This is a genomic window from Flavobacterium sp. KBS0721 (assembly GCF_002007065.3).
In the GTDB taxonomy this organism is placed as follows: Bacteria; Bacteroidota; Bacteroidia; order Flavobacteriales; family Flavobacteriaceae; genus Flavobacterium; species Flavobacterium piscis.
Map to the genome: position 1 here is coordinate 83,532 of NZ_CP042170.1, position 20,932 is coordinate 104,463.

Annotated in this window: 24 protein-coding genes; 11 read left to right on the forward strand and 13 right to left on the reverse strand. The window is 34.1% G+C overall.

All coding sequences use genetic code 11. The features are described from left to right. Window positions 1-16: 16 nt before the first annotated feature. The 4 genes from B0M43_RS00420 to B0M43_RS00435 are packed head-to-tail and all read right to left on the reverse strand — an operon-like array spanning window position 17 to window position 4,130. The gene (locus tag B0M43_RS00420; RefSeq protein WP_078005802.1) at window positions 17-1,435 is read right to left on the reverse strand and encodes an SDR family oxidoreductase; all 1,419 of its coding nucleotides are present in this window, start codon (window positions 1,433-1,435) and stop codon (window positions 17-19) included. A gap of 5 nt (window positions 1,436-1,440) precedes the next feature. Then, entirely contained in the window at window positions 1,441-2,124 is a 684-nt protein-coding gene (locus B0M43_RS00425; protein WP_078005803.1) for an SDR family NAD(P)-dependent oxidoreductase, read from the reverse strand. Between the two features lie 42 nt (window positions 2,125-2,166). After that, entirely contained in the window at window positions 2,167-3,471 is a 1,305-nt protein-coding gene (locus tag B0M43_RS00430; RefSeq protein ID WP_078005804.1) for an AarF/ABC1/UbiB kinase family protein, read from the reverse strand. Further along, window positions 3,468-4,130: a TetR family transcriptional regulator C-terminal domain-containing protein gene (locus B0M43_RS00435; RefSeq protein ID WP_078005805.1), complete on the reverse strand. Its 663-nt coding sequence runs from the start codon at window positions 4,128-4,130 to the stop codon at window positions 3,468-3,470. The genes B0M43_RS00430 and B0M43_RS00435 overlap by 4 nt, the downstream gene beginning before the upstream one ends. A gap of 98 nt (window positions 4,131-4,228) precedes the next feature. Here B0M43_RS00435 and B0M43_RS00440 point away from each other — a divergent pair, with 98 nt between their 5' ends. After that, window positions 4,229-5,140: a TIGR01777 family oxidoreductase gene (locus tag B0M43_RS00440; RefSeq protein WP_078005806.1), complete on the forward strand. Its 912-nt coding sequence runs from the start codon at window positions 4,229-4,231 to the stop codon at window positions 5,138-5,140. A 3-nt stretch (window positions 5,141-5,143) separates the two neighbouring features. Here the strand turns inward: B0M43_RS00440 and B0M43_RS00445 are convergent, their stop codons facing one another. The 4 genes from B0M43_RS00445 to rmuC all read right to left on the reverse strand — a co-directional run bounded on the left by B0M43_RS00445 (window position 5,144) and on the right by rmuC (window position 8,686). Next, complete coding sequence (locus tag B0M43_RS00445; protein ID WP_065451118.1) at window positions 5,144-5,713, reverse strand: YceI family protein; 570 nt, start codon at window positions 5,711-5,713, stop codon at window positions 5,144-5,146. Between the two features lie 586 nt (window positions 5,714-6,299). Next, window positions 6,300-6,695 (reverse strand): VOC family protein, encoded by a 396-nt coding sequence (locus tag B0M43_RS00450; protein WP_065451117.1) that lies wholly within the window; start codon window positions 6,693-6,695, stop codon window positions 6,300-6,302. A gap of 30 nt (window positions 6,696-6,725) precedes the next feature. After that, entirely contained in the window at window positions 6,726-7,274 is a 549-nt protein-coding gene (locus B0M43_RS00455; RefSeq protein ID WP_065451116.1) for an acyl-CoA thioesterase, read from the reverse strand. A gap of 38 nt (window positions 7,275-7,312) precedes the next feature. Continuing rightward, window positions 7,313-8,686, reverse strand: a complete 1,374-nt coding sequence (gene rmuC, locus B0M43_RS00460) for a DNA recombination protein RmuC (protein WP_065451206.1) — start codon at window positions 8,684-8,686, stop codon at window positions 7,313-7,315. A 199-nt stretch (window positions 8,687-8,885) separates the two neighbouring features. On the opposite strand from rmuC, the gene B0M43_RS00465 reads away from it, so the two are divergent. The 5 genes from B0M43_RS00465 to B0M43_RS00485 are packed head-to-tail and all read left to right on the forward strand — an operon-like array spanning window position 8,886 to window position 13,222. Next, on the forward strand, window positions 8,886-9,770 hold the full coding sequence (locus B0M43_RS00465; RefSeq protein WP_078005808.1) for a protease complex subunit PrcB family protein: 885 nt from the start codon (window positions 8,886-8,888) through the stop codon (window positions 9,768-9,770). Between the two features lie 6 nt (window positions 9,771-9,776). Then, entirely contained in the window at window positions 9,777-10,178 is a 402-nt protein-coding gene (locus tag B0M43_RS00470) for a hypothetical protein (RefSeq protein WP_078005809.1), read from the forward strand. A gap of 52 nt (window positions 10,179-10,230) precedes the next feature. Beyond that, window positions 10,231-10,782 (forward strand): RNA polymerase sigma factor, encoded by a 552-nt coding sequence (locus B0M43_RS00475; protein ID WP_065451113.1) that lies wholly within the window; start codon window positions 10,231-10,233, stop codon window positions 10,780-10,782. Beyond that, window positions 10,779-12,647 (forward strand): hypothetical protein, encoded by a 1,869-nt coding sequence (locus B0M43_RS00480; RefSeq protein ID WP_078005810.1) that lies wholly within the window; start codon window positions 10,779-10,781, stop codon window positions 12,645-12,647. Before B0M43_RS00475 ends, B0M43_RS00480 begins: the two co-directional genes overlap by 4 nt. A 53-nt stretch (window positions 12,648-12,700) precedes the next feature. Continuing rightward, window positions 12,701-13,222, forward strand: coding sequence for a MepB family protein (locus B0M43_RS00485; protein WP_078005811.1), 522 nt, complete (start codon window positions 12,701-12,703; stop codon window positions 13,220-13,222). Between the two features lie 64 nt (window positions 13,223-13,286). Here B0M43_RS00485 and B0M43_RS00490 read toward each other — a convergent pair whose 3' ends face one another. Then, window positions 13,287-14,039 carry an SDR family NAD(P)-dependent oxidoreductase gene (locus B0M43_RS00490; RefSeq protein WP_065451110.1) on the reverse strand — a complete coding sequence of 251 codons (753 nt, stop codon included), beginning with the start codon at window positions 14,037-14,039 and terminating at the stop codon, window positions 13,287-13,289. A gap of 164 nt (window positions 14,040-14,203) precedes the next feature. Then, complete coding sequence (locus tag B0M43_RS00495; RefSeq protein ID WP_065451109.1) at window positions 14,204-14,572, reverse strand: hypothetical protein; 369 nt, start codon at window positions 14,570-14,572, stop codon at window positions 14,204-14,206. Between the two features lie 142 nt (window positions 14,573-14,714). Here B0M43_RS00495 and B0M43_RS00500 point away from each other — a divergent pair, with 142 nt between their 5' ends. The 3 genes from B0M43_RS00500 to B0M43_RS00510 all read left to right on the forward strand — a co-directional run bounded on the left by B0M43_RS00500 (window position 14,715) and on the right by B0M43_RS00510 (window position 16,293). Next, window positions 14,715-15,293 (forward strand): pseudouridine synthase, encoded by a 579-nt coding sequence (locus B0M43_RS00500; RefSeq protein WP_078005812.1) that lies wholly within the window; start codon window positions 14,715-14,717, stop codon window positions 15,291-15,293. A 63-nt stretch (window positions 15,294-15,356) separates the two neighbouring features. Continuing rightward, window positions 15,357-15,812, forward strand: coding sequence for a tRNA (cytidine(34)-2'-O)-methyltransferase (locus B0M43_RS00505; protein WP_078005813.1), 456 nt, complete (start codon window positions 15,357-15,359; stop codon window positions 15,810-15,812). 1 nt (window position 15,813) lies between these two features. After that, window positions 15,814-16,293 (forward strand): hypothetical protein, encoded by a 480-nt coding sequence (locus tag B0M43_RS00510; RefSeq protein WP_078005814.1) that lies wholly within the window; start codon window positions 15,814-15,816, stop codon window positions 16,291-16,293. A gap of 251 nt (window positions 16,294-16,544) precedes the next feature. Here the strand turns inward: B0M43_RS00510 and B0M43_RS00515 are convergent, their stop codons facing one another. From B0M43_RS00515 to B0M43_RS00525, 3 genes are all read right to left on the reverse strand, one after another. Then, window positions 16,545-17,321: an ABC transporter ATP-binding protein gene (locus B0M43_RS00515; RefSeq protein ID WP_078005815.1), complete on the reverse strand. Its 777-nt coding sequence runs from the start codon at window positions 17,319-17,321 to the stop codon at window positions 16,545-16,547. A 125-nt stretch (window positions 17,322-17,446) separates the two neighbouring features. Then, a complete protein-coding gene (locus B0M43_RS00520; RefSeq protein WP_078005816.1) occupies window positions 17,447-18,415 on the reverse strand; it encodes an iron ABC transporter permease in 969 nt (322 codons plus the stop codon). Between the two features lie 65 nt (window positions 18,416-18,480). Continuing rightward, window positions 18,481-19,623: an ABC transporter substrate-binding protein gene (locus B0M43_RS00525; protein ID WP_078005817.1), complete on the reverse strand. Its 1,143-nt coding sequence runs from the start codon at window positions 19,621-19,623 to the stop codon at window positions 18,481-18,483. Between the two features lie 172 nt (window positions 19,624-19,795). On the opposite strand from B0M43_RS00525, the gene B0M43_RS00530 reads away from it, so the two are divergent. Further along, window positions 19,796-20,158: a DUF5522 domain-containing protein gene (locus B0M43_RS00530; protein ID WP_078005818.1), complete on the forward strand. Its 363-nt coding sequence runs from the start codon at window positions 19,796-19,798 to the stop codon at window positions 20,156-20,158. A gap of 161 nt (window positions 20,159-20,319) precedes the next feature. Then, window positions 20,320-20,829, forward strand: a complete 510-nt coding sequence (cobU, locus tag B0M43_RS00535) for a bifunctional adenosylcobinamide kinase/adenosylcobinamide-phosphate guanylyltransferase (protein WP_078005819.1) — start codon at window positions 20,320-20,322, stop codon at window positions 20,827-20,829. Window positions 20,830-20,932 lie beyond the last annotated feature (103 nt).

Sequence of the window (20,932 nt, forward strand, 5' to 3'; positions counted from 1 at the left end):
GAAACAGCTCCTAAAACTACTTAATCAATTTATTAAGCATTCCGTTGAAAATAAAACCATGAAACGGTAAAACAGAATACCAATATAGTTTTCCTAAAATACCTTTGGGTTTAAAGGTCGCAGCCTGATATAAAGTATTGTGTATGATTTTAAATTCGAGCCAGGCTTCCCCGGGCAATTTCATTTCGGCATATAAGATCAATTTTCCTTCTTGTTTATTGGCGTATAAAACGCGCCAAAAATCTAAAGCATCGCCGGAATGAATGTCGTGTTTATTGGTTCGGCCACGGCGCAAACCTACGCCACCAAAAAGCTTATCAATGAAGCCTCGTAAACTCCAGAGCCAATCGCCGTAATACCAACCTGTCTCGCCTCCTATTGACCAGATTCTATCTATGGTATAATCGCGATTTTTGATTTCTTTTTTTCTCCGGTCGATGTAACAATTTTTTTTAGGCACTTTTAGATGTGCTGAGATATTGCGATTAAAACGTCCGCTTACCAGGGAATCTTTCCAGCTTGAAGCCACTTTATCTTCTTCGACTTTGATTAAAGCTCTCGAAAGCGCTTGTTTATACGTCATGGGCTTCACTTGCAAAAGCTCATTAATGCGATGATCGTTGCAAATAACCTCGACTTTCATACTGCTTACCAAAGCCGATGCGAGTTTATATGACGTTGAGGTAACAAAATACAGCCAATATGATGACAATTTAGGTGTCATTACGGGAATAGTAAAAATGTACCGTTTGAGATTTTTTGCTTCGGCGAAAGCCAATAACATTTCTTTGTAAGTGAGTATATCCGGACCTCCAATATCAAAGCTTTGGTTGTAAGTTGACGGATTTAGAAGTGATTTTGAAAGAAACTCTAACACATCGTTTATCGCAATGGGCTGGCACTTTGTATTGAGCCATTTGGGCGTAATCATTACCGGAAGTTTATTGACCAAATCGCGGATGATTTCGAAAGAAGCACTGCCCGATCCTACTATAATTCCGGCTCTTAAAGTGGTTAACGGTACTATTGATTTCGCTAAAATACTTTCGACATTTTTGCGGGACGACAAATGTTTAGAAAGTGACTTATCATTTACAATTCCGCTTAAGTACAGGATTTGTTGTGCCTGAGTCTGATTTATTCTTTCGGTAAAATTAGTTGCCGAAATACTTTCTAACTCATCATAATTGGTATCAGAACCTGACATGGAATGAATGAGGTAAAAAGCAGCATCAATATCGGCAGGAATTGCTGTCAGCGTTTCTTTTTCAAGAAAATCGACTTCAATGACCTGTACTTTTTGCAGAAAATCTGCGGGTATGTAAAACCTGTTTTTATCTCTTACACAGCAAATCACCTGATGTCCTTGCGCCACTAAAAGCGGCAAAAGACGTTTACCAATGTAACCTGTTGCACCTGTCAGGAGAATTTTCATAGTGTCTAGATTTTAAAAGTCACTAATCCATAATCCATTTCGAAAATTTGACCTGAAATAGAATTCGCTCTTTCAGAAATCAGGAAATCAACCATATTAGCAACTTCGTCAGGTTTTAAATAACTTTTCATAGGATGGCGATCGACCATGTTTTCTTTCATGCGATCGTTTCGCAAGATCGAAGCCGAAAGTGAAGTATCTGTAATAGTAGGCGCAATGGCATTAACACGAACTACAGAAGCCAATTCAGCCCCAAGTGATTTTGTCAAGCCTTCGACACCTGCTTTTGCAGTTGCAATACTGGCGTGAAAAGGCATTCCTAATTTTACGGCTACGGTACTGAATAAAACGATCGAAGGTTCATCTCCTTTTTTTAAAACAGGCAAATATTTTTGAATCGCTTTTACAGCGCCAATGACATTTATTTCGAAATCTTTTCTAAAATCATCAATACTTAAATTCGAGATAGGCTTTAGCGTAATAGAACCCGGACAATAAACTAAAGAATCTATTTCGTCTATAGCAGGAAGTTCATCCTGCAATACATCTAAACCAAAATGAGTAAGATTAGGATGCGTAAGTTCCGGCGCGCTCCTGCTGATATTATATACTCGATTGCTTTCGAGCTGTTGCAATAAAACAGCACTTCCGATTCCTTTGCTTCCTCCGATAATTAGAATATTTCTCATTTATTTAAGTTTAATTTTATTATCGGAGTACTGTTTTACCTCCTAATATTTTATATAATTCGAAACCACAATCTTCGCTTTCAAATCAAACATTAAATTATACAAACCAAAGAAAGTACGGTTCATATAAATAAAATGTTTAGAGCCACGATTTCCGTTCATTTTTTTGAGATTGGTATCGTTAGAGAAACGTTCTCCTAATTTGGCAATGCTGTCAAAGAAAGTTTCATCGGCAAAATCGAAGATTTCGTTCTGGAACGGTTTCGTGAAAAGGGATAATAAATCATGAAACATCTCGGTAAAATATTCAATTTCTGCCGGAGTATCATCCGGACGAAGAATTTCTAATTCGAACAATTTTTGATTGAAAAGCGCTTTATCTGTAATTACATTTTTATTGATTAACTCAAAATACGGCACATAAAATTCTTCGGGAATTATTTTCATACAACCAAAATCTAAAGCAATTAGATTGTTCTGATCATCGACCAAAAAGTTTCCGGGATGCGGATCTGCGTGTACTTTTCTAAGAACATGAATTTGGTACATATAAAAGTCCCAAAGTGCCTGCCCTAGTTTATCGCCAACTTCTTTGTCTGTATTGATGGCGGTGAACTCAGAAAGATGAACTCCGGTCATCCAGTCCATCGTGATGATTTTCTCTGATGAAAACTCAGGATAGTATCTCGGGAAAAGTAAATTCTCGATTTTATTACACGCTTCTACTACTTCTTCGCTTTGTTTTAATTCGAGTAAGTAATTGGTTTCTTCGATCAGTTTATCTTCGACTTCTTTAAAATATTTATCAGAATCTTTTCCTTGTAGATTAAACATTCTGATTGCGATGGGTTTTACCAAAGCCAAATCAGACGAAATACTATTGGCAACACCTGGATATTGGATTTTAACGGCTAACTTTTTACCGTCTTTTACCGCCAAATGAACCTGACCAATACTTGCTGCATTGACAGAATTGGCATTGAATTCATCGAAAATTTCGTAAGGTGTTTTTCCAAAATTAGTTTTAAACGTTTTTAAAACCAATGGCGCCGAAAGAGGTGGAACAGAAAACTGTGACAACGAAAATTTCTCGACATAGGCCTGAGGCAAAAAGTTCTTGTCCATACTTAGCATTTGGGCAACTTTTAGCGCGCTTCCTTTCAGGCTTTTTAGTCCGTCGTAAATGTCTTCGGCGTTGTTTTCGTTGAGTTTATCGCGTGTCAAATCAGGATTCACCATTTTTTCGGCATAATGCTTTACATAGTTTACACCTATTTTCGCACCGGTTTGCACCAATTTACTGGCTCTTTCTATTTTTGACGTTGGTATATAGTCGATTGTTTTCATTGTTTGCTGTAGATTTTTTCTTTAAAAAGAAATTTACCTAAATCTATCAAGTGATTTAGTGGTGTGACATTCATTAACTCAAATGAAGCATTTACAGATTTTTCGATAAAAATATCTGTTTTCTCAAAAGCTGCTGATTCATCATCGACCCAGAATTTTATGGTAAGCATTAATTGCAACCAGGCCGATTCCTGAATTCCTTTTTCCTGAAACTTTTGCAACTTTTCCTGTTCTAATCTGTAATCGTCGGTTAGTATTTCTGAAACATATTCTTTAAAACTATTGCGAAGCGTAGTAAGCTGCACTAAGTTTTTTAACGGATTTCGGTCGAATTTTAAAGATTGTAAAACATAACTTCTGTTGGCTGTCAGGATTTCAAAAAAAGTGAAATAGAAACTCAGCATTTTGTTTTTCATATCGTATTCCAGATAATCTGCATTTTTATGAAGCAAATCGACTGTATTGACAAAAAACAATCTGAAAATTTCTTTTTCTAAACCTTCAAGTGTACCAAAAAAAGCGTAAAACTCGGCTTCGGTAAAATTATTTTCTTTTGCGAAATGATAAACCGATTTTGGCTTTTGTCCTTTTTCCAAAACCTCTTCCATATATATTGAAACGATGTCTTCCTTACTGATTATCTTATTTTTAGCTTCCATCTTATTAATTTTTTTAATTTGCCTTAAAGGTAATCAATGTTTAAGTATCTTTACTTATCGTTAAACAGAATACGCTGTTAAATAAATTATAAACTATTATGGCAAAAAATATTTTACTTACCGGAGGAACTGGATTTATAGGCAAACACTTAACCGATTTACTTATTGATAATGGTTTCGAAGTCTCTATTTTAAGCCGTTCTGACAGAAAAAATACTTCATCGATCACCTATTACAAATGGGATTTGACGCGCAATTATATTGATGAAGAAGCGATAACAAAAGCTGATTACATTATTCATTTGTCAGGAGAAGGAATTGTTGAAAAACGATGGACTAAAAAACGTAAAAAAGAAATTCTGGAAAGCCGCACACAACCTATTGATCTTATTTTTTCTGTTTTAGAAAAAACGAATAAAAAGCCGGATGCATTTGTTTCGGCCTCCGCGGTTGGAATTTATGGTGCTTATACTAACGAAAATATCTGTACCGAAAATACTCCGCCGGCAAATGACTTTTTAGGCATCACTTGCCAGGAATGGGAAAAAGCGGTCGATAAAATAAATGCATTAAACATTAGAACCGTAAAAATAAGAACCGGAATTGTATTGGGAAAAGACGAAGGTTTTCTGAAAAAAATTGTTCCAAGTTTTAAGTCAGGTTTTGGTGCCATTTTAGGCACAGGAAAACAATACGTTCCCTGGATTCACATTGAGGATTTATGCAATATTTACCTAAAAGCTATTACAGACCAGCAAATGCATGGCCCTTATAATTCCTGCGTTACAGACAATACCACAAATGCGAGTTTATCTAAAACACTGGCCAATTTATTTGGATACAAGATTTGGCTCCCAAAAGCACCTGCATTTGTCCTTAAAATAGTTTTAGGTGAAATGAGTGTGGCGGTTTTAGAAGGTCAAAGAGTTTCATCTGAAAAAATACAAAAAATGGGATTTGATTTTCAATTTACTGATTTAGAAACTGCGCTTGCAAGCTGTCTGAATTAAATATCATTTTAAAGTAAGATACATTGAATCATTGGTTTTAACTACTCCAATTAATCCGGTGTTGGCTGTTTTTGAAATTTTAGCAGCAATTTCATTCGGAATCTGGATATTAAAATCAGAAACAGAAATTGGGAAATCAGAAATAATCTGAATTCCGTCGCCCACTTTTTTAATTAAAGCACTTACCATAACATCTTTAGATTTTCCTCGCAAAACCAATTTCCCCTTTATTTGATATTCTTTCTCCGTTTCATTAATATCCTTTAAGTCAAATTTTTCGATTTTTCCTTTAAAAACAGCTTTAGGATAACGACGGCTTTGCATATAGTTTTCGTTAAAATGTTCCTGCATCATGTCGAGCTTAAAACGAAAATCTTTCACAATCACTGTACAAATAAATGTACTGGTTTTAGGTTCCAAGACAATTGCAACCTGTCTGTTTACAGCTTTTACTTCTTCGAAGAAAGGTACAGAAGCTTCAAAATTGACAGTTCCTGTATTGGTAAAAAATTTATCCTGAGCAATAACAGAATAGGCTGTAAATAGCAAAATAAAAAAAGTAGTTTTTTTCATAATCGTCAATAATTAAACAATTATGTCATTCGATTTTTTTTATTTTAAGAAGAGAAAAAAACTGGACTTAATATAAGTTTTTAAAAATTGAATGGCAGTACTCCGTGAAAACGTGATAACCAAATGTTTATACTTAAAGTTACGAAATTTTCACGGACACAGTTGCCGATTTTTGCCAAATATTTGTGAAATATTTTTTGTTTGTAAATGTGAAGTGGAGTTGGTAAAAAAATGTTTTTTTGTTTGTCGAATATTGTCCTTACTTGCAATGTCATTAAGTTAAGTTTTTTTAACGCAATCTTTGTCAGGCTGAGTAAAGTCGAAGCCCATAAGTAACTCGACAAAGAAAATTTTACCGCAAAGTTCACAAAGAATTACGCAAAGTTCGCAAAGTTTTGTGAATTACGCTTTGCTCTAAGATCACAGAGGGATTGTGTTTAAGGCATAACTTAATGACATTGCCCTATGTGACATACTCTGTGTTCTACAATTTATTCTACCAATATATAATCTCTAGAAGATATTCTGTTAGGAATTAAATATTGGTAGAGAAAAAAAATAATTTCGTTTTCAATAATAACAAAATCTACCCCTGCACTTCTGTACAAATCTCAATTAAAAAACCATCAAGATCCCTGACATACGCTACAATTTGTCCCCACGGTTTTTGCGTTGGCTCTTTTATTAAAACTGCGCCAAAAGAAGTTGCTTTTTGTACCAACTCGCCAACATTATCGGTAATAAAACCCAATTCAATTGCAAAAGGTTTATCTTCAAGATTACTTTCGATAAAACCATCTTTTAAATTTTGAGCGGCTAATTTTTTTGACGCAAATGAAATCGTTGTTTCACCTGTACTTAATTCTCCGTAATCATTCTCGGGAGTTATGAATTTTCTTGAAAAACCAAATGTGTTTTCATAAAACTCAATTGACTTTTGTACATCTTCTACATATAATATTGTGTATCCAAACTTTACCATTTTTGTTTCTTTTTAATTTTATAAACTATTCTAGCTAATTTCTAACAACACATTGTATTTCGCTAAACCTGCGAGATCTTCGATAGAACTTACATTGGTTATTTTTTCATGTTCTTCGACCTCTTTTCGAAGTTCAATATGTTTAATTGCTTTTCTAAAACGACGCACTTCGTCAAGATTCGACAAGATTAATCCCGGTACCGGAACACTTTTACCTTCTTTATCTTTAGCTACCATTGTAAAATAAGAGGAGTTGCAATGTTTGATTGCACCTGTCTGAATATTTTCAGCTTCTACACGAATACCCACAACCATCGAACTTCGACCTACATAATTTACAGAAGCTTTCATCGTTACTAATTCGCCAACCTCGATTGGTTTTAAAAAATTTACCGTATCAACAGAAGCCGTTACGCAATAATTTCCTGAAAATTTTGAGGCAGAAGCAAACGCAATCTGATCGAGTAATTGCAGAATGTAACCTCCGTGGATTTTTCCGCTAAAGTTCGTGTGCGATGGCAGCATTAATTCTGAAATACTGATTTTTGATGAGGATACCGGCTTAAAGTCTGTTGTCATATTTTTATTTTTGGATATAATTGATGGTGGTATTTTATTTAGTTCAATAATGAATTATCATCTTCATTAGAGGCTCTTGCAATAATATTTTCGGGCAGCGACTTCTTAGCCTTTGCTCCCATTTTCTTTAATTTTTCGACACTGGAAATTAAATTCCCTCTGCCATCAACCAATTTGCTCATCGCATTTTCGTATTCGGTTTTGGTGTCTTTAATTTTATTTCCAATTCTAACCAGATCGGTTACAAAACCTTCGAATTTATCATATAATGCACCGGCTTGTCTCGCAATTTCAAAAGCATTTTCCTGTTGTTTTTGATTGGCCCACATACTGTCGATGGTTCTTAAAGTAGCCAATAAAGTACTTGGGGTAACTATTACGATATTACGATCGAACGCTTTATTGTAAAGAGCCGAATCTTCGTTTAATGCAATGGCAAAAGCCGGCTCTATGGGGATAAAAAGCAAAACAAAATCAGGACTTTCTATTTGATATAGATCATGGTAGTTTTTGTTGCCAAGTTGTTCTACGTGTCTCCTTATAGAATTTACGTGTTCTTTGAGATAATCAATTTTAAGAATTTCAGATTCTTCGTTGATCCATTTTTCATAGGCTACTAAAGAAACTTTAGAATCTACAATCATTTTTTTACCATCCGGCAGATTGATCACGACATCCGGAAAAACGCGATTTCCTTCGTTATTAGTAAAACTTTGCTGCACCTCGTATTCACGGCCTTTTTCTAAACCTGATTTTTCTAAAACACGTTCCAGAACCAGTTCGCCCCAATTTCCTTGCATCTTACTATCTCCTTTTAAGGCTTTTGTCAGGTTTAGGGTTTCTTTGCTCATTTGAGCGTTCATTTCGCTTAAACCTACAATCTGTTGGCGCAACGCTGCATGATAATCGATGCTTTCTTTATGGGTTTGCTCTACTTTTTGCTCGAAACCCTGAATTTTATCCTGCAAAGGCAACAGGATATTTTTCATGTTTTCGCTATTTTGCTCGGTAAATTTTGCCGATTTTTCTTCGAGGATTTTATTGGCCAGATTTTCAAATTCTTTAGTGAATTTTTCCTGTAACTCTGTTATTTCGTTTTTTTGCTCTTTATGACGTTCCCACAAATTTTCGAAATCTACTTCTTTTTTAGATAACTGAATTGCTAAACTGTCTTTTTCTGTTCGAATGTTTTCCTTTTCTACAGCAGCCAGCTGAACCTGTTTTTCAAAATTATTTCTTTCCCTTTCAAATTGCTCTCTTTGCAATTGTAATTGATTTACATGCGAATTTAATCGCTCTTCGAGACTCACTTTTTCTGACTGAAACCTAGCCGAAAACAGCAGCTTACCCAAAAACACGCCTAAAAACAAAGCCACAACAAAAGCTACTAAATAGGGAAGAAAATCGAACATAAATAAATTTGTTTTAAAAAAAGTAAAAGTAATCAATAATACGAAGTGCATAATTTTAAAATCGAAATTTCACATATTAATGCTCTTTCTGAATAAAAAAAATCCTAAAAATTATTCTTCTTAAAAAAAACTTATTTTTTAACGCAACCATTTCAAAACATGCACATCTACAGTATATATAACCTATTAAAAATTTATCATGAAAAAATTAATGTTAAGCTTATTTATAGCTTTTGGATTCAGCGCATGCTCTCTTAATAATGACGATATAAAAACTGATTGCGGACCAACAGAAGAATCAGCATTTATAGGAACTCCTCTTTTATGTGCATACAATGTAAAAACCTACCCAACTGTTCCTACTTATATATTAGTAAATACAGATGAAAAATTACAAGGTTTCTTTACTAAGCGTGATAACGCCAGCACTTGTCCAAACGCAGGTGATCTAACTATCGATTTTACTAAAAACTATTTGGTTGGTCTTTTCTCCGGTCTTAAAACTACCACAGGTTATAGTATAAAAATAACAAGCATGGTAGAAAACAAATGCGAAATTCTGATAAACTATTATGAAAAAGCACCGCAACCGGGAGAGCCTATCACTTCGACAGTAAACTACCCAAGCGATTTTATCTTAATCCCAAAAACATTAAAACCAATTCTTTTTAATAAAACAAATGAGAACCCTGACAACATTGTAATAGGAAGCTATTTCAATCAATGTACAGGTGGAGCTGATTGCAGAAAATTTTATCAGTTAAATGATTTTAATATTTTAAAATTCCAAAATGTTGCTGCTAATGGTTTTGATTTTAATCAATATAAATACACTACAACAACTAAAAAAGGTGATTATACTTTGTTCCTGAAAAGTGTACCTGCAGAAATTTTAAGTTTAAAAGGACAAACCAAAACTTATGGTTCGCCGGATGCAGCTGATCAGGGTGGAACTTATTTTGAGCTTCGTCAGGCAGGAATTGTAACTAAAATCTTTATTGACAATAACGATACGAGTGATCAGAGTGCTGAAATAAAAGTGTTCAAAAAAGCCATTCAGGATAAAATTGCAGCTCAAAAATAATCAATCATGAAAAAGCAATTTTTATTATTTATTGTTGTGTGTTGTCTTTTTTCAACTGCGTATTCGCTGGAATCAACTACGCTGAATTCCGGATCTATTGTAAACACCTGGATCTGGCAAAAATCGATTGGAGGAGGCAGCAATCCATACCTGGCTACTCCTAAAACTATCGGTTTTACAAAGAAGGTTGTTTTTACTCCTGACGGAAGAGTGATCACTTACAAAAACAATATAGAAATTAGAAATAGTGCTTATCAAATGGAGAAAGGCAGTAGCTTTTTTGACCAGTCAGAAAATGACTTAATTACTTTTGAAGGGAAGACTTATATTATAGAAAGTCTTGACAATCAAAATTTAACGATTGTCAGCAATAACCAGGATGCAACCCGTACTATTTTTAAAAGGTAGTTTTATAAGCTTATAAAAACTATTTTTGCAAAACCAAACAATACCACTTTTTTTGAAAGACGATTTAGAAAAATACATTCTACTGTGCATAAAAAATGACAGAGAGGGACAACTGAAAATTTATCAGTTGTTCTCTCCTGTTTTATATGGTATTTGCCTAAAGTACATGAAGAATGAGGATGATGCAAAAGATGTTTTTCAGGAAGCTTTTGTGATTGTATTTCAAAAAATAAGCCAGTATAAATTTGAAGGAAGTTTTGAGGGCTGGCTAAAACGAATCTTTATCAATAAACTAATCGAAACCTTAAATAAAAAGAAAAAAGAAAGCTTTTTTTTAGATGTTTTTGATCCTGATACGGATTTTGTTGAAGAAGAAGAATTGGACATTCTCCCCATTGAACAAGAAAAACTATTAGAATACATCCGGGATTTGCCTGACCAATACCGAACGGTTTTTAACTTATACGTTTTTGAGAAAATGAAACATCGGGAAATTGCAGCATTATTAAAAATTTCGGAAGGAACTTCAAAATCAAATTTAAACAGGGCCAAGCACATTTTGCAAAAAAAAATACTGAGCATAAAAAATTTTAAAATAGCATGAAAAAGCAAAATATAGAAGATATTTTTTCATCAATGGAAAACTTTTCGAGTGTTCCGCCGCCTGAATTATGGGGCGAAATTGAGAAGAAATTAGACAAACCAAAAAAGAAGAAAAGGGTTATTCTTTGGTGGTCGGCTGCGGCATGCTTATTATTGGGCTTGCTACTCCCTTCTGTTTTACATTTTAGTTCTACTTCAGGAATTAAAACTATAAAAATTGATACTCCGCAAAACAATAGTGTTGTTCTTGATGATCAAAAAAATGATGGCAATACTACAAATGCTACACGATCTACTGAAAACAAATCAGAAGAGGTTGTAAGTAAAAAAGAATCTGATGGTATTAATGAAGTTTCATCTCTAAAAAACAAGGCCAATCAACCTAAACATTTTCAAAAAAATCAAAATCAAAAAACAGCAGTTGCTCATACCGAATCTAAAAACAACAATAATGATGCTTTTAATTCAAAAACAAATACCGGAAAGCTTAATAATAATCAGGCTGTAGCCGAAAAAACATTTGTATCCGATCAGAAAAACGGATTTAACTCAGATTCGCAACACCAAATTGCCAATGCTGATAAAAACATTGCAAATCAGTCAACAGAAAAAACTATTGTTTCAGGTCAAGCGGGTTCATTCAATCCAAATTCGAAAATTCAATCTTTAACAGATAAGAAAATTTCGAATAAAACCCTGGCTGAAAAAAGTTTCGCTACGGGTAAAACAAACGGATTTAATTCAGCATCTAAAAATCAGATTGTAAGTGCAGATAAAAAAGCCAGCAATAAAATTTTAGCCGAAAAAACATTTTCTGCGGGTAAAGTCAATCCGTTTCATCCAAACTCAAAAAATCAATTATCGAAATCTATCTTTGAAGATCAATACACTTCAAAAAACAATAACAATGTTGCTTTCAATTCTTCCACTTTAAATGAAAATAAAAAAGTTTTAAATGAAGTTAGAGCAAATGAAAAAACCGGAAGTGTAATAGCTGAAAAACAACTTGCGGACAATCAAAAAAGCAATTCAAAATTTAATGATGTTTTGACCAGAAAGGATTCTGCTCAGTTAGCAGAACTTCAAAACTTAGAAAAAGGAATTGTAACTCCGGAAGAGAAAAAAGAAAAGGAAAACAAAAATCTTACTAATGCCGAAAAATGGGCTGTTGAAGTTTTTGCAGGAGTGGCCAGTTCTGAAAATTATAAGAACGAAAAAACGCTTGGTAACACAAATGATTCCAGACAAAGTAACAGTTACGGAGTAAAAACCAAATACAAAATCAATAAGAAATGGGCGGTTGCTTCCGGATTAAAAATTAACGAATTAGGGCAGAGTGTTGCAAACGTTTCGTATTTAAGCGCAAAAAACAATGCTTTTTTTAGTTCCAACGACTATTTTAATCAAACTGCTTCGGCGGCATTATCTGCTCCTATTACAGCCAATGATAATTATGTATTTGTTCCTAATTCGACCAGTGACGCATTCAAACAAAATAATATAGAAAACAACAATCTTAAAAATGGTAATCTGGATCAGAATTTACGATATCTCGAAATGCCCTTGGAAGTTTCGTATGTTGTTTTTAGTATGAACAGAGCAAGTATCAATTTGAACACCGGCGGTTTTGTTGGAAAACTGATTTCTAATAATGTAGCATTAGACGGCAATTCGATTGGACAAAATGTAAATGCCAATGATTATATTTATGGTTCTACATTAAGCAGTACGCTGCAATACCGTGTTTACAAAAAAACGAATGTTTTTGTTGAACCTGCAATGAATTATTATGTAAATCCTTTAAATAATCAATCCTTTAATCAGTTTCAATGGGGATTTAATTTTGGGTTAAATGTTTCTTTTTAAAGTTCTTTTTGTGGTAATTTTACCCAAATAACGCAATAGAAATATCTCCCAAAATGGCCATCAAAAATAATTGGAACGATCAAAAATTATTACCTAAAGATTTAATCATTGCCAAAGAAACAGTTTACGATTGTTGCAATTTTGAAGTTACTCAGCCGCTGGCAGCACTTGAAAGTGCCGATTATGATGCATACCATTTTGATTTGAACGGAAAGCACATTTGTTACAGAACGGCAAAAATTACCCCAACAAAAACAGGACAATTTGTAACCTTGTGGAAACGGAATAATAGCGGAATTATCGAGCCTTTTGATGCTGCAGACTTAATTGATTTTGTAATTATTAGTGTTCGAAAGGATGATTTATACGGACAATTTATTTTTCCGAAAAGTATTTTATTAGCAAAAGGAATCTTTTCGACAGCAATTAAAGAAGGCAAAAGAGCTACAAGAGTTTATCCGCCTTGGGATGAAACCACCAGCAAACAAGCACAGAAAACACAACAATGGCAATTGGATTATTTTCATGAAATATTTCCTAACGCAAATTTGGATAGGTTTAAAGCACTGTTTTAAATAGAAAAAGCATCCGTCGTAAAAAACGGATGCCTTTTTTATATTAAACCAAAAAAATCACATTTTAGATTGCGGTATATCCGCCATCGGCAATAATGTAACTTCCGGTTGTGAAAGAAGATTTTTCTGAACTTAGAAATAATACCAATTCTGCAATTTCTTCGGCAGTTCCTAAACGGTTCATCGGTGCTTTTGCTGCTATAGAACTCATGGCATCGTTGTTTAAATTATCTTTTAGCAAAGCAGTTTCGATATAACCCGGACCAACTGCATTACAACGAATATTTTTTTGTGCATACTCTGCTGCAATATTTTTAGTTAGTCCTACAACGCCATGTTTTGATGCTGTATAAGCAGGACTAAGCGGAGCTGCAACCTGACCGTGAATAGATGCTATGTTGACAATACTTCCTCCTCCATTTTTTTCCATTTGCTCCAATTGATAACGACACGCATAAAAAACACCGCTCAAATTCAGCGCAATTACTTTATCCCATGCTTCCGGTTCGTATTCGCCGGTTGGTTTTGCCGGACCTCCCATTCCTGCATTGTTACACGAAATGTCTAGTCGGCCGTATTTAGAAACGGTTACTTCAACCATGTGTTTATTGTCGCTTGCGCTTGATGAATCTCCTTTTACAAAAAAAGCTTCACCACCTTGATCCTTTATAAATTTTACGGTTTCTTCACCGTGTTCTACGTTAATATCTGAAAGTACTACTTTTGCTCCTTCACGGGCATAAGCTTCTGCTACTGCGCGACCAATTCCTGAACCGCCACCGGATACAAAAGCTACTTTGTTTTCTAAAAGTGCCATTTTTAATTTTATTTAAAATTTGTACTACAATTTACGAAGATCTACAGGGAAGAGCAATCTCAAAACCAAGTTTAGAATAACATTAACGCCATTTGCCAATCAAATGTTATTTTAGGAAAAAAGGATTTAATTCAGCAAAATATTTACTATTTTAAAGATAGCACTTACTCCTCATCTAATTTCATGTTTCCTCGATCTTCATGACTTTCGGGATTAGAATTAGGATAACGATTAGGTGTAATATCAGAATTTCTGTCTTTATTCTCTACCGTTTTTTTGGCCTCTTCATCTGATGACACTCCTCTATTGGCATTAGCACCTTTAGCTTTTCCATCATCCTTTACGTTAATATCTTCGTTCTCATTTCGCGCTCTGTCAACCACTTTTTTATCACCATCTTTATCGGCAACTACCTCTTTTTTAAGTTTTGCATCATCTGATTTTCCATCGTGAGAAATGTTTTTTCCTTTAGTTTCATCGATATCTTTTTGTACTCCATTTATCTTTTTCGTTCCTAAATTATTAGTTTCCATAATTTTGTATTTTAGTGTTAGTCTTATAATATTACGAATTCTACAGCGGATTTCTAAACCCTTTAACATTGCATTTGGATTATTGCATCAATATTTTAATTCCATCTCAAACAAAACTATCTTTGCAGTCTAAAAATACGGCATGCATCAACATTTTATTCTTTTTAAACCTTACGGATATCTGAGTCAATTTATTTATGAATTAAAAAGAAAGAAAAAGCTTTTGGGAGAATTATACGATTTCCCCGAAGGAACTATGGCTATTGGCAGGCTTGACGAAGATTCTGAAGGATTGCTTTTATTGACAACTGACGGAAAAGTGAGCGAACAAATACGAAGCAAAAAAGTCGATAAAGAATATTATGTTCAGGTTGACGGTGTTATTACTCCGGAAGCGATTGAAGAATTGCAAAAAGGTGTAGAAATAGGTTTTGATGGCGGCAAATACAAAACGAAACCCTGTTCTGCTTTTATCATTACTGAAATTCCTGATTTTGGACCAAGGGCGAAAAAAATACGGGATGAACGTCATGGACCAACTTCTTGGGCATCGATAACGGTAAACGAAGGAAAGTTTCGTCAGGTTCGAAAAATGACAGCTGCTGTTGGTTTTCCGACTTTAAGACTGGTTCGTGTTCGTATAGGAAATGTATATTTGCAAAACCTGAAAGCCGGTGAAGTTTTAGAAGTTCCGGATTTTTTTACATTAGATAATGAGTGAATTTGAAAATTAGATAATTCTTAAAACTCATAACTTATAATTCATAACTCATAACTAAAAAAAATGCTAAACGTTGTTCTTGTCGAACCTGAAATACCAAATAATACTGGAAATATTGGACGATTGTGTGTGGGTACCGAAAGTAGATTGCACTTAATTCATCCGTTTGGATTTGTAATTAATGATAAAAACCTAAAACGTTCCGGTTTGGATTATTGGGTACATCTTGATGTTACCGAATATCAGAATATTGAAGAATGGATCAATCAAATTCCTGATCAGTCACGTGTTTTCCTGATGAGTTCTCACGCCGAAAAATCGTATCTGGAAACTGTTTTTCAGGATGGAGACTGGCTGGTTTTTGGAAAAGAAAGTGTTGGATTAAGCCAGGAAGTTTTAGCTCGTTTTGAAAACCATTTAACGATCCCAATGTCGAAATTAATCAGAAGTTTTAATATTGCGAATTCTGTTGCTTTTGTAATTGGTGAAGCTAAGAGACAAATTGGGCTGAAGGTTTAAAATGAGACCTTTAATAGACGCAAATAATCTAAGCTACTCTAAGGAAATCTTAATTTACTACACAAGAACAAATATTCTTTTGAGGATATTGCTTTTAACAGGACTTATTGTGGCTGCAATATATTTTCTAAATCAAGACCAATCTCTAGTTTCACTTGTTCTATCAGGTATTTTTCTATTTCAAATTCCTTATTTAATTAAAGAAATAAAGAGAATTGATGAAATTCAATTTAGAATTAATTCTAAAGGAATTCAGTATAGAAATTTAATTCTGGTTCCCTGGAGTAATATTGAAAACGAAAGAGTTGTTACTGAATATAAAAACGAAAAAGATACCCGTTATTATTTCGTTTATTATATTATTGATTCAGGACAGATAATGAAGTTTGATCTTGCCGATTTAAGCACTGATATCAATGAATTAACAATTACGCTTACCATACAAAGAAATAGATATAAGAGAGAAAATAATATCTCATAATCCCCCTTTTCAAGATAGCGTGAAAGTTTAAATCAATTTGAAATTTTGGTCAAAAGCTCCAGCGGAGCGTAATATTTATAGCCAAAATATTAGACAATATATTAAAGCTCCAGCGGAGCGATATATAATTCTTCTTTTTTATAAATATTTCACCCCTCTGGGGTTCCGCCTAAAATGTGATAACTTTTTCTATAAATATAACGCCACGCTGGGACTTATAAATAATGCGATTTTTTAACTTATGAAGAATCCTAAGTAATTACAAACTTCCCTTTTTCGGCATCAAAAACAATATGTTCATCTTTGAATAAAGTTGCAAAACTTCCTTTTGAAATTAAATTACAAGGTTCGTCCTGAACAATTAATTCCGGTGTCATAATAATCATTTCGTCGCTTAGCTGAATCGCCAGATCAATGTCATGAGTCGAAAACAAAATACATTTTTGAGTTTCCTGTGTTAGCTTTTTCAGTAATTTAAACAACGAAACTTTGTGCAGTAAATCAAGATGTGTTGTGGGTTCGTCCAGAATAATAAGCGGGGTATCTTGTGCCAAAGCTCTTGCAATTAGGACTTTTTGCAGTTGTCCGTCGCTAATTTCGAAATGTTTTTTATGTGCCAAATGTTCGATTTGGGTTAGCTCTAAGGCTTCCTCAACTTTTTCGATATCGGTTTGGGTTAAAGTGCCAATCCAGTTGGTGTATGGCTGACGGCCTAACGCCACTAATTCGAAAACAGAAAGATTGCTTGGCGGTAATTTTTCGGTTAAAACCAAACTTAAATTTTGGGCTAAATCCAGAGGTTTATAGCTGTTTATATTTTTATCATTCAGAAAAACAGTTCCTGATAATGGCTCCTGAATTCCTGTAATCGTTCGTAATAAAGTCGATTTTCCAATTCCGTTTGCTCCTATTAATGAAATGAGTTTTCCTGAAGTTAAATTCAAATTTAGATTCTCGGCAATAACCACAGTTGCTTTCTTGGATTTGTAGCCAATACTTAAATTTGAGGTTTCTAAAATAGTTGTCATCTTTTAAAGTTACTAAGGTTCTGAGAGGCTAAGTTGCTAAGTTTTTTTTGCCACAGATTAAATGATTAAAATGATTTTAAAATCTGTGAAAATCAGTTTTATCCGTCGAATCCGTGGGCCATTATTTACTGAAAATTTCTTTTTCTCATTAATAAATAAACTACAACCGGTGCTCCAATTATGGATGTTATGGCATTAATAGGCAATGTTGTGTCTAATCCCGGTAGTTGAGATGCCATATCACAAAATAACATGATAATGCCGCCGTAAAAAAATGTGCTCCAATATAAAACAGCGTGATTACTGGTTTGAAATGTTAGCTTTGCAATATGCGGCACTGCTAAACCTATAAATGCTATTGGTCCGGCAAAAGCGGTTACACTTCCGGCTAAAATACTTGTGGCAAATATAATAATGAGTCTCGCTTTTTTATAATTCAATCCCATACTCTTAGCATAATTTTCGCCAAGAAGCAATGCATTTAGCGGTTTTATGCTGCTGGCGCTTAAAAGCAACCCCAAACCAACACAAACTGCCAATATCGAAATAGATGTCCACGAAAGATTGCCCAGACTTCCTAACGACCAAAATGTAAATTTTTGCAATTGTTCAGCCGAACTAAAATAAGTTAAAACGCCTACAATAGCGCTGGTAAAACTACCAAACATAAGTCCTACAATTAAAATTGCCATTGTGTTTCGTAAACGCTGCGCTACTAATAAAACCAATAGTAAAACCAAAACGCTTCCTAATGTTGAGGCAAACACAATTCCGTATGGTGATAATAAGATTGAGTTTAAAAATGATGGTAAAAAACCTGCTCCTAAAATCACAATGGCTACGGCTAAAATTGCTCCGGAACTTAATCCTAAAACATCCGGCCCCGCCAGCGGATTCCTGAATAAGGTTTGCATTAATAGTCCGCTAATAGCCAAACCTACGCCAACTAACATTGCCGTAATTGCTTTTGGCAAACGATAATTAATAATGATATATTCCCAGGTCGATTTACTTGCTTGACCACCTGTTAAACTCGTATATACTTCTTTGAACGGAATGGTAACAGACCCCAAACTAATGTCCAGAAAAAACATAAATAAAAGTGTTAAAGCAAGTACCGAAAACAGGATTATATTTCGCTTTTTATTGATCAATACGTTTAGTTTAATTTTGATGCAAAAGTAAATTCATAGCTTGGCAATAAATCAGGATGAAATATTTTGATATAATCTTTCAATACTAAATCCGGACGGCTTGGAGCCGATTCATAATAAACAGTTCCTCCTGTTGCTCCGTATTTACCTTCGAATGTATACACATTTTTATTTTTAAAGGCATCAAACTGACTGTAATGCGGGTTGGTTTTTTCTATTTCTGCCAAAGTTTTAAACGATCCGGAAGCAATCCAGAAATTAGCCGTTTTGGCTTTTACCAAGACTTTTTCAAAAGATAAGCCTTCACTTCCCGTTCCTTTTAAATCTGCCCATAAATAATTAGCGTGAGCATCTTTCATAAACTGGGCTACCCAGCTGTTTCCTTTGGCTACATACCAAACATCTTCATACATCGAACCATATAAAACAGATGAGGCTGCAGGTTTATCGGCTACTAATTTTTTTGCCTGATCATAACTGGTAACAATTTTATCAAATAATTCTTTGGCTTTGTCTTCTTTACCAAATAAAGCTCCGTAAAGTTTGATCCATTCTGCTTTTCCTAGTGGAGATTGCTCCATCCAGTCGGCCTGAATTAAAACATTCAAACCACTTTTTTTCAAATTATCCAACGCTGAATTATTGTTGTCTACACCAAAAGTTACAATCAAATCCGGAGACAATTCGATTAATTGCTCGATATTTAATTTTTCGTTTTCACCTACATTTTTAACAGATCCTTTGTCGATTAAAACTCTGGTTTTTTCTGATGAAACATAATCTGTATGCGGAAATCCAACTAATTTATCTTCGACTTCGAGCATCTCGAGAAACGGAATATTGGTGGTTGAAGTTACCACAACAGACTCTAAAGGAATTTTTATTGTGGTATATTTTTGTAAACTATCCGGAACCTTGGCTTCTTTTTCTTTTAGAATATAAGTAAATTTTGCATTGGCATTGGGCCAGGGCTCAGAAACTGTTACAACTGAATATCCATCGTGCTTTACTATAGAAAGTCCCGATGCGTATTCGATACTGTTTTTCGCAATTTCATTTTTTACAACGGCTTCTGTTTCATTTTTTTTACATCCAACAAGAACAAAAAAGGGTAAAATAAAAATCAGTTTTGGTAATAAATGTTTCATATATGGGTTATCTTATTTTTAAGGAATAGTTTTTGCATTCTTCATTTTATCTCGTAATTTAAACTATTACGGGACAAATTTTACTCTTTCGAGAGTTACAAAGGTAACGCAATTTCTATTTTTTTTGTTTACCTTTATTCTTACAAAACCAAAAAAACACCATCTTTAACCTATGAATAGCATAAAAACGAAACTTTGCTCAAGTTGTGAATCTTCTTTTAGTTGTGGAGATATTTCAGAAGAAAGCAAATGTTGGTGCAATGACTTCCCTCCTATTTTTAACCTTTCTGAAGGAGGCGATTGCCTGTGTCCGATTTGCTTTAAGGAAGCTTGCGAAGACAAAATTGATGCTTATGTAGAAACAATTACCCCTCAAAAAGCACTTATTAACAAAGCAATATCGTTACCTAAACAAGAAAAACTAATTGAAGGAATCGATTATTATATCGAAAATGACAAGTACGTTTTTAAAACCTGGTTTCATCTAAAAAGAGGAACTTGTTGCGGAAATGATTGCAGACATTGTCCTTATTAGTTATGGGTTATTAATTATGAGTTTTGAGTGCATTATTAATTTACAACATTGAGTATAAATCATTAAGATTTTAAATAAAGTAAACTCTCAAAATCTAATTTCACCATCTAAATCTTAACATCTAACTCATAATTCATAACTTATAATTCATAACTCAAAAAATGGTTTACTTAATTACCGGAGGCGAACGATCAGGAAAAAGTAGTTATGCTCAAAACATGGCTTTACAGCTTTCAGATTCACCAATTTATATAGCGACGGCCAGAAAATGGGATGCCGATTTCCAGAACAGAATCGATCGTCATCAGCAGGAACGTGACGAACGATGGACGAATATTGAAGAGGAAAAATATTTAAGTAAAATTGATTTTACCCAAAAAGTAGCGCTGATCGATTGCGTAACACTTTGGTTAACCAACTTTTTTACCGATCATAAATATGATGTGAATTTAAGTTTGGAAGAAGCCAAAAAAGAGTTTCTTTCGATAGTAAATCAGGAAAATACAACTTTAATAATTGTAACTAACGAAATTGGAATGGGCGTTCATGCCGAAACTCATATTGGCAGAAAGTTTACCGAATTGCAAGGCTGGATGAATCAGTTTCTGGCTTCAAATGCTGATGAAGTGGTTTTGATGGTTTCGGGAATTCCGGTTAAGATAAAAGGCTGACAATTTCAAAAATCAATGTCAAAAATCAATGTCAATGTCAAAAATCAATGTCAATGTCAAAAATCAATATCAATGACAATTGCAATTTGAAAATCCAAAATTT

Bases quoted from the DNA above. Each gene is read 5' to 3' on its own strand.
- B0M43_RS00480 (WP_078005810.1), top strand. From the start codon at position 10,779: ATGAAAAAGCAAAATATAGAAGATATTTTTTCATCAATGGAAAACTTT.
- B0M43_RS00505 (WP_078005813.1), top strand. From the start codon at position 15,357: ATGCTAAACGTTGTTCTTGTCGAACCTGAAATACCAAATAATACTGGA.
- B0M43_RS00495 (WP_065451109.1), bottom strand. From the start codon at position 14,572: ATGGAAACTAATAATTTAGGAACGAAAAAGATAAATGGAGTACAAAAA.
- B0M43_RS00510 (WP_078005814.1), top strand. From the start codon at position 15,814: ATGAGACCTTTAATAGACGCAAATAATCTAAGCTACTCTAAGGAAATC.
- B0M43_RS00520 (WP_078005816.1), bottom strand. From the start codon at position 18,415: ATGTTTTTTCTGGACATTAGTTTGGGGTCTGTTACCATTCCGTTCAAA.
- cobU (WP_078005819.1), top strand. From the start codon at position 20,320: ATGGTTTACTTAATTACCGGAGGCGAACGATCAGGAAAAAGTAGTTAT.
- B0M43_RS00485 (WP_078005811.1), top strand. From the start codon at position 12,701: ATGGCCATCAAAAATAATTGGAACGATCAAAAATTATTACCTAAAGAT.
- B0M43_RS00500 (WP_078005812.1), top strand. From the start codon at position 14,715: ATGCATCAACATTTTATTCTTTTTAAACCTTACGGATATCTGAGTCAA.
- B0M43_RS00430 (WP_078005804.1), bottom strand. From the start codon at position 3,471: ATGAAAACAATCGACTATATACCAACGTCAAAAATAGAAAGAGCCAGT.
- B0M43_RS00530 (WP_078005818.1), top strand. From the start codon at position 19,796: ATGAATAGCATAAAAACGAAACTTTGCTCAAGTTGTGAATCTTCTTTT.
- B0M43_RS00470 (WP_078005809.1), top strand. From the start codon at position 9,777: ATGAAAAAGCAATTTTTATTATTTATTGTTGTGTGTTGTCTTTTTTCA.
- B0M43_RS00455 (WP_065451116.1), bottom strand. From the start codon at position 7,274: ATGACAACAGACTTTAAGCCGGTATCCTCATCAAAAATCAGTATTTCA.
- B0M43_RS00450 (WP_065451117.1), bottom strand. From the start codon at position 6,695: ATGGTAAAGTTTGGATACACAATATTATATGTAGAAGATGTACAAAAG.
- rmuC (WP_065451206.1), bottom strand. From the start codon at position 8,686: ATGTTCGATTTTCTTCCCTATTTAGTAGCTTTTGTTGTGGCTTTGTTT.
- B0M43_RS00465 (WP_078005808.1), top strand. From the start codon at position 8,886: ATGAAAAAATTAATGTTAAGCTTATTTATAGCTTTTGGATTCAGCGCA.
- B0M43_RS00440 (WP_078005806.1), top strand. From the start codon at position 4,229: ATGGCAAAAAATATTTTACTTACCGGAGGAACTGGATTTATAGGCAAA.
- B0M43_RS00490 (WP_065451110.1), bottom strand. From the start codon at position 14,039: ATGGCACTTTTAGAAAACAAAGTAGCTTTTGTATCCGGTGGCGGTTCA.
- B0M43_RS00435 (WP_078005805.1), bottom strand. From the start codon at position 4,130: ATGGAAGCTAAAAATAAGATAATCAGTAAGGAAGACATCGTTTCAATA.
- B0M43_RS00525 (WP_078005817.1), bottom strand. From the start codon at position 19,623: ATGAAACATTTATTACCAAAACTGATTTTTATTTTACCCTTTTTTGTT.
- B0M43_RS00420 (WP_078005802.1), bottom strand. From the start codon at position 1,435: ATGAAAATTCTCCTGACAGGTGCAACAGGTTACATTGGTAAACGTCTT.
- B0M43_RS00425 (WP_078005803.1), bottom strand. From the start codon at position 2,124: ATGAGAAATATTCTAATTATCGGAGGAAGCAAAGGAATCGGAAGTGCT.
- B0M43_RS00515 (WP_078005815.1), bottom strand. From the start codon at position 17,321: ATGACAACTATTTTAGAAACCTCAAATTTAAGTATTGGCTACAAATCC.
- B0M43_RS00445 (WP_065451118.1), bottom strand. From the start codon at position 5,713: ATGAAAAAAACTACTTTTTTTATTTTGCTATTTACAGCCTATTCTGTT.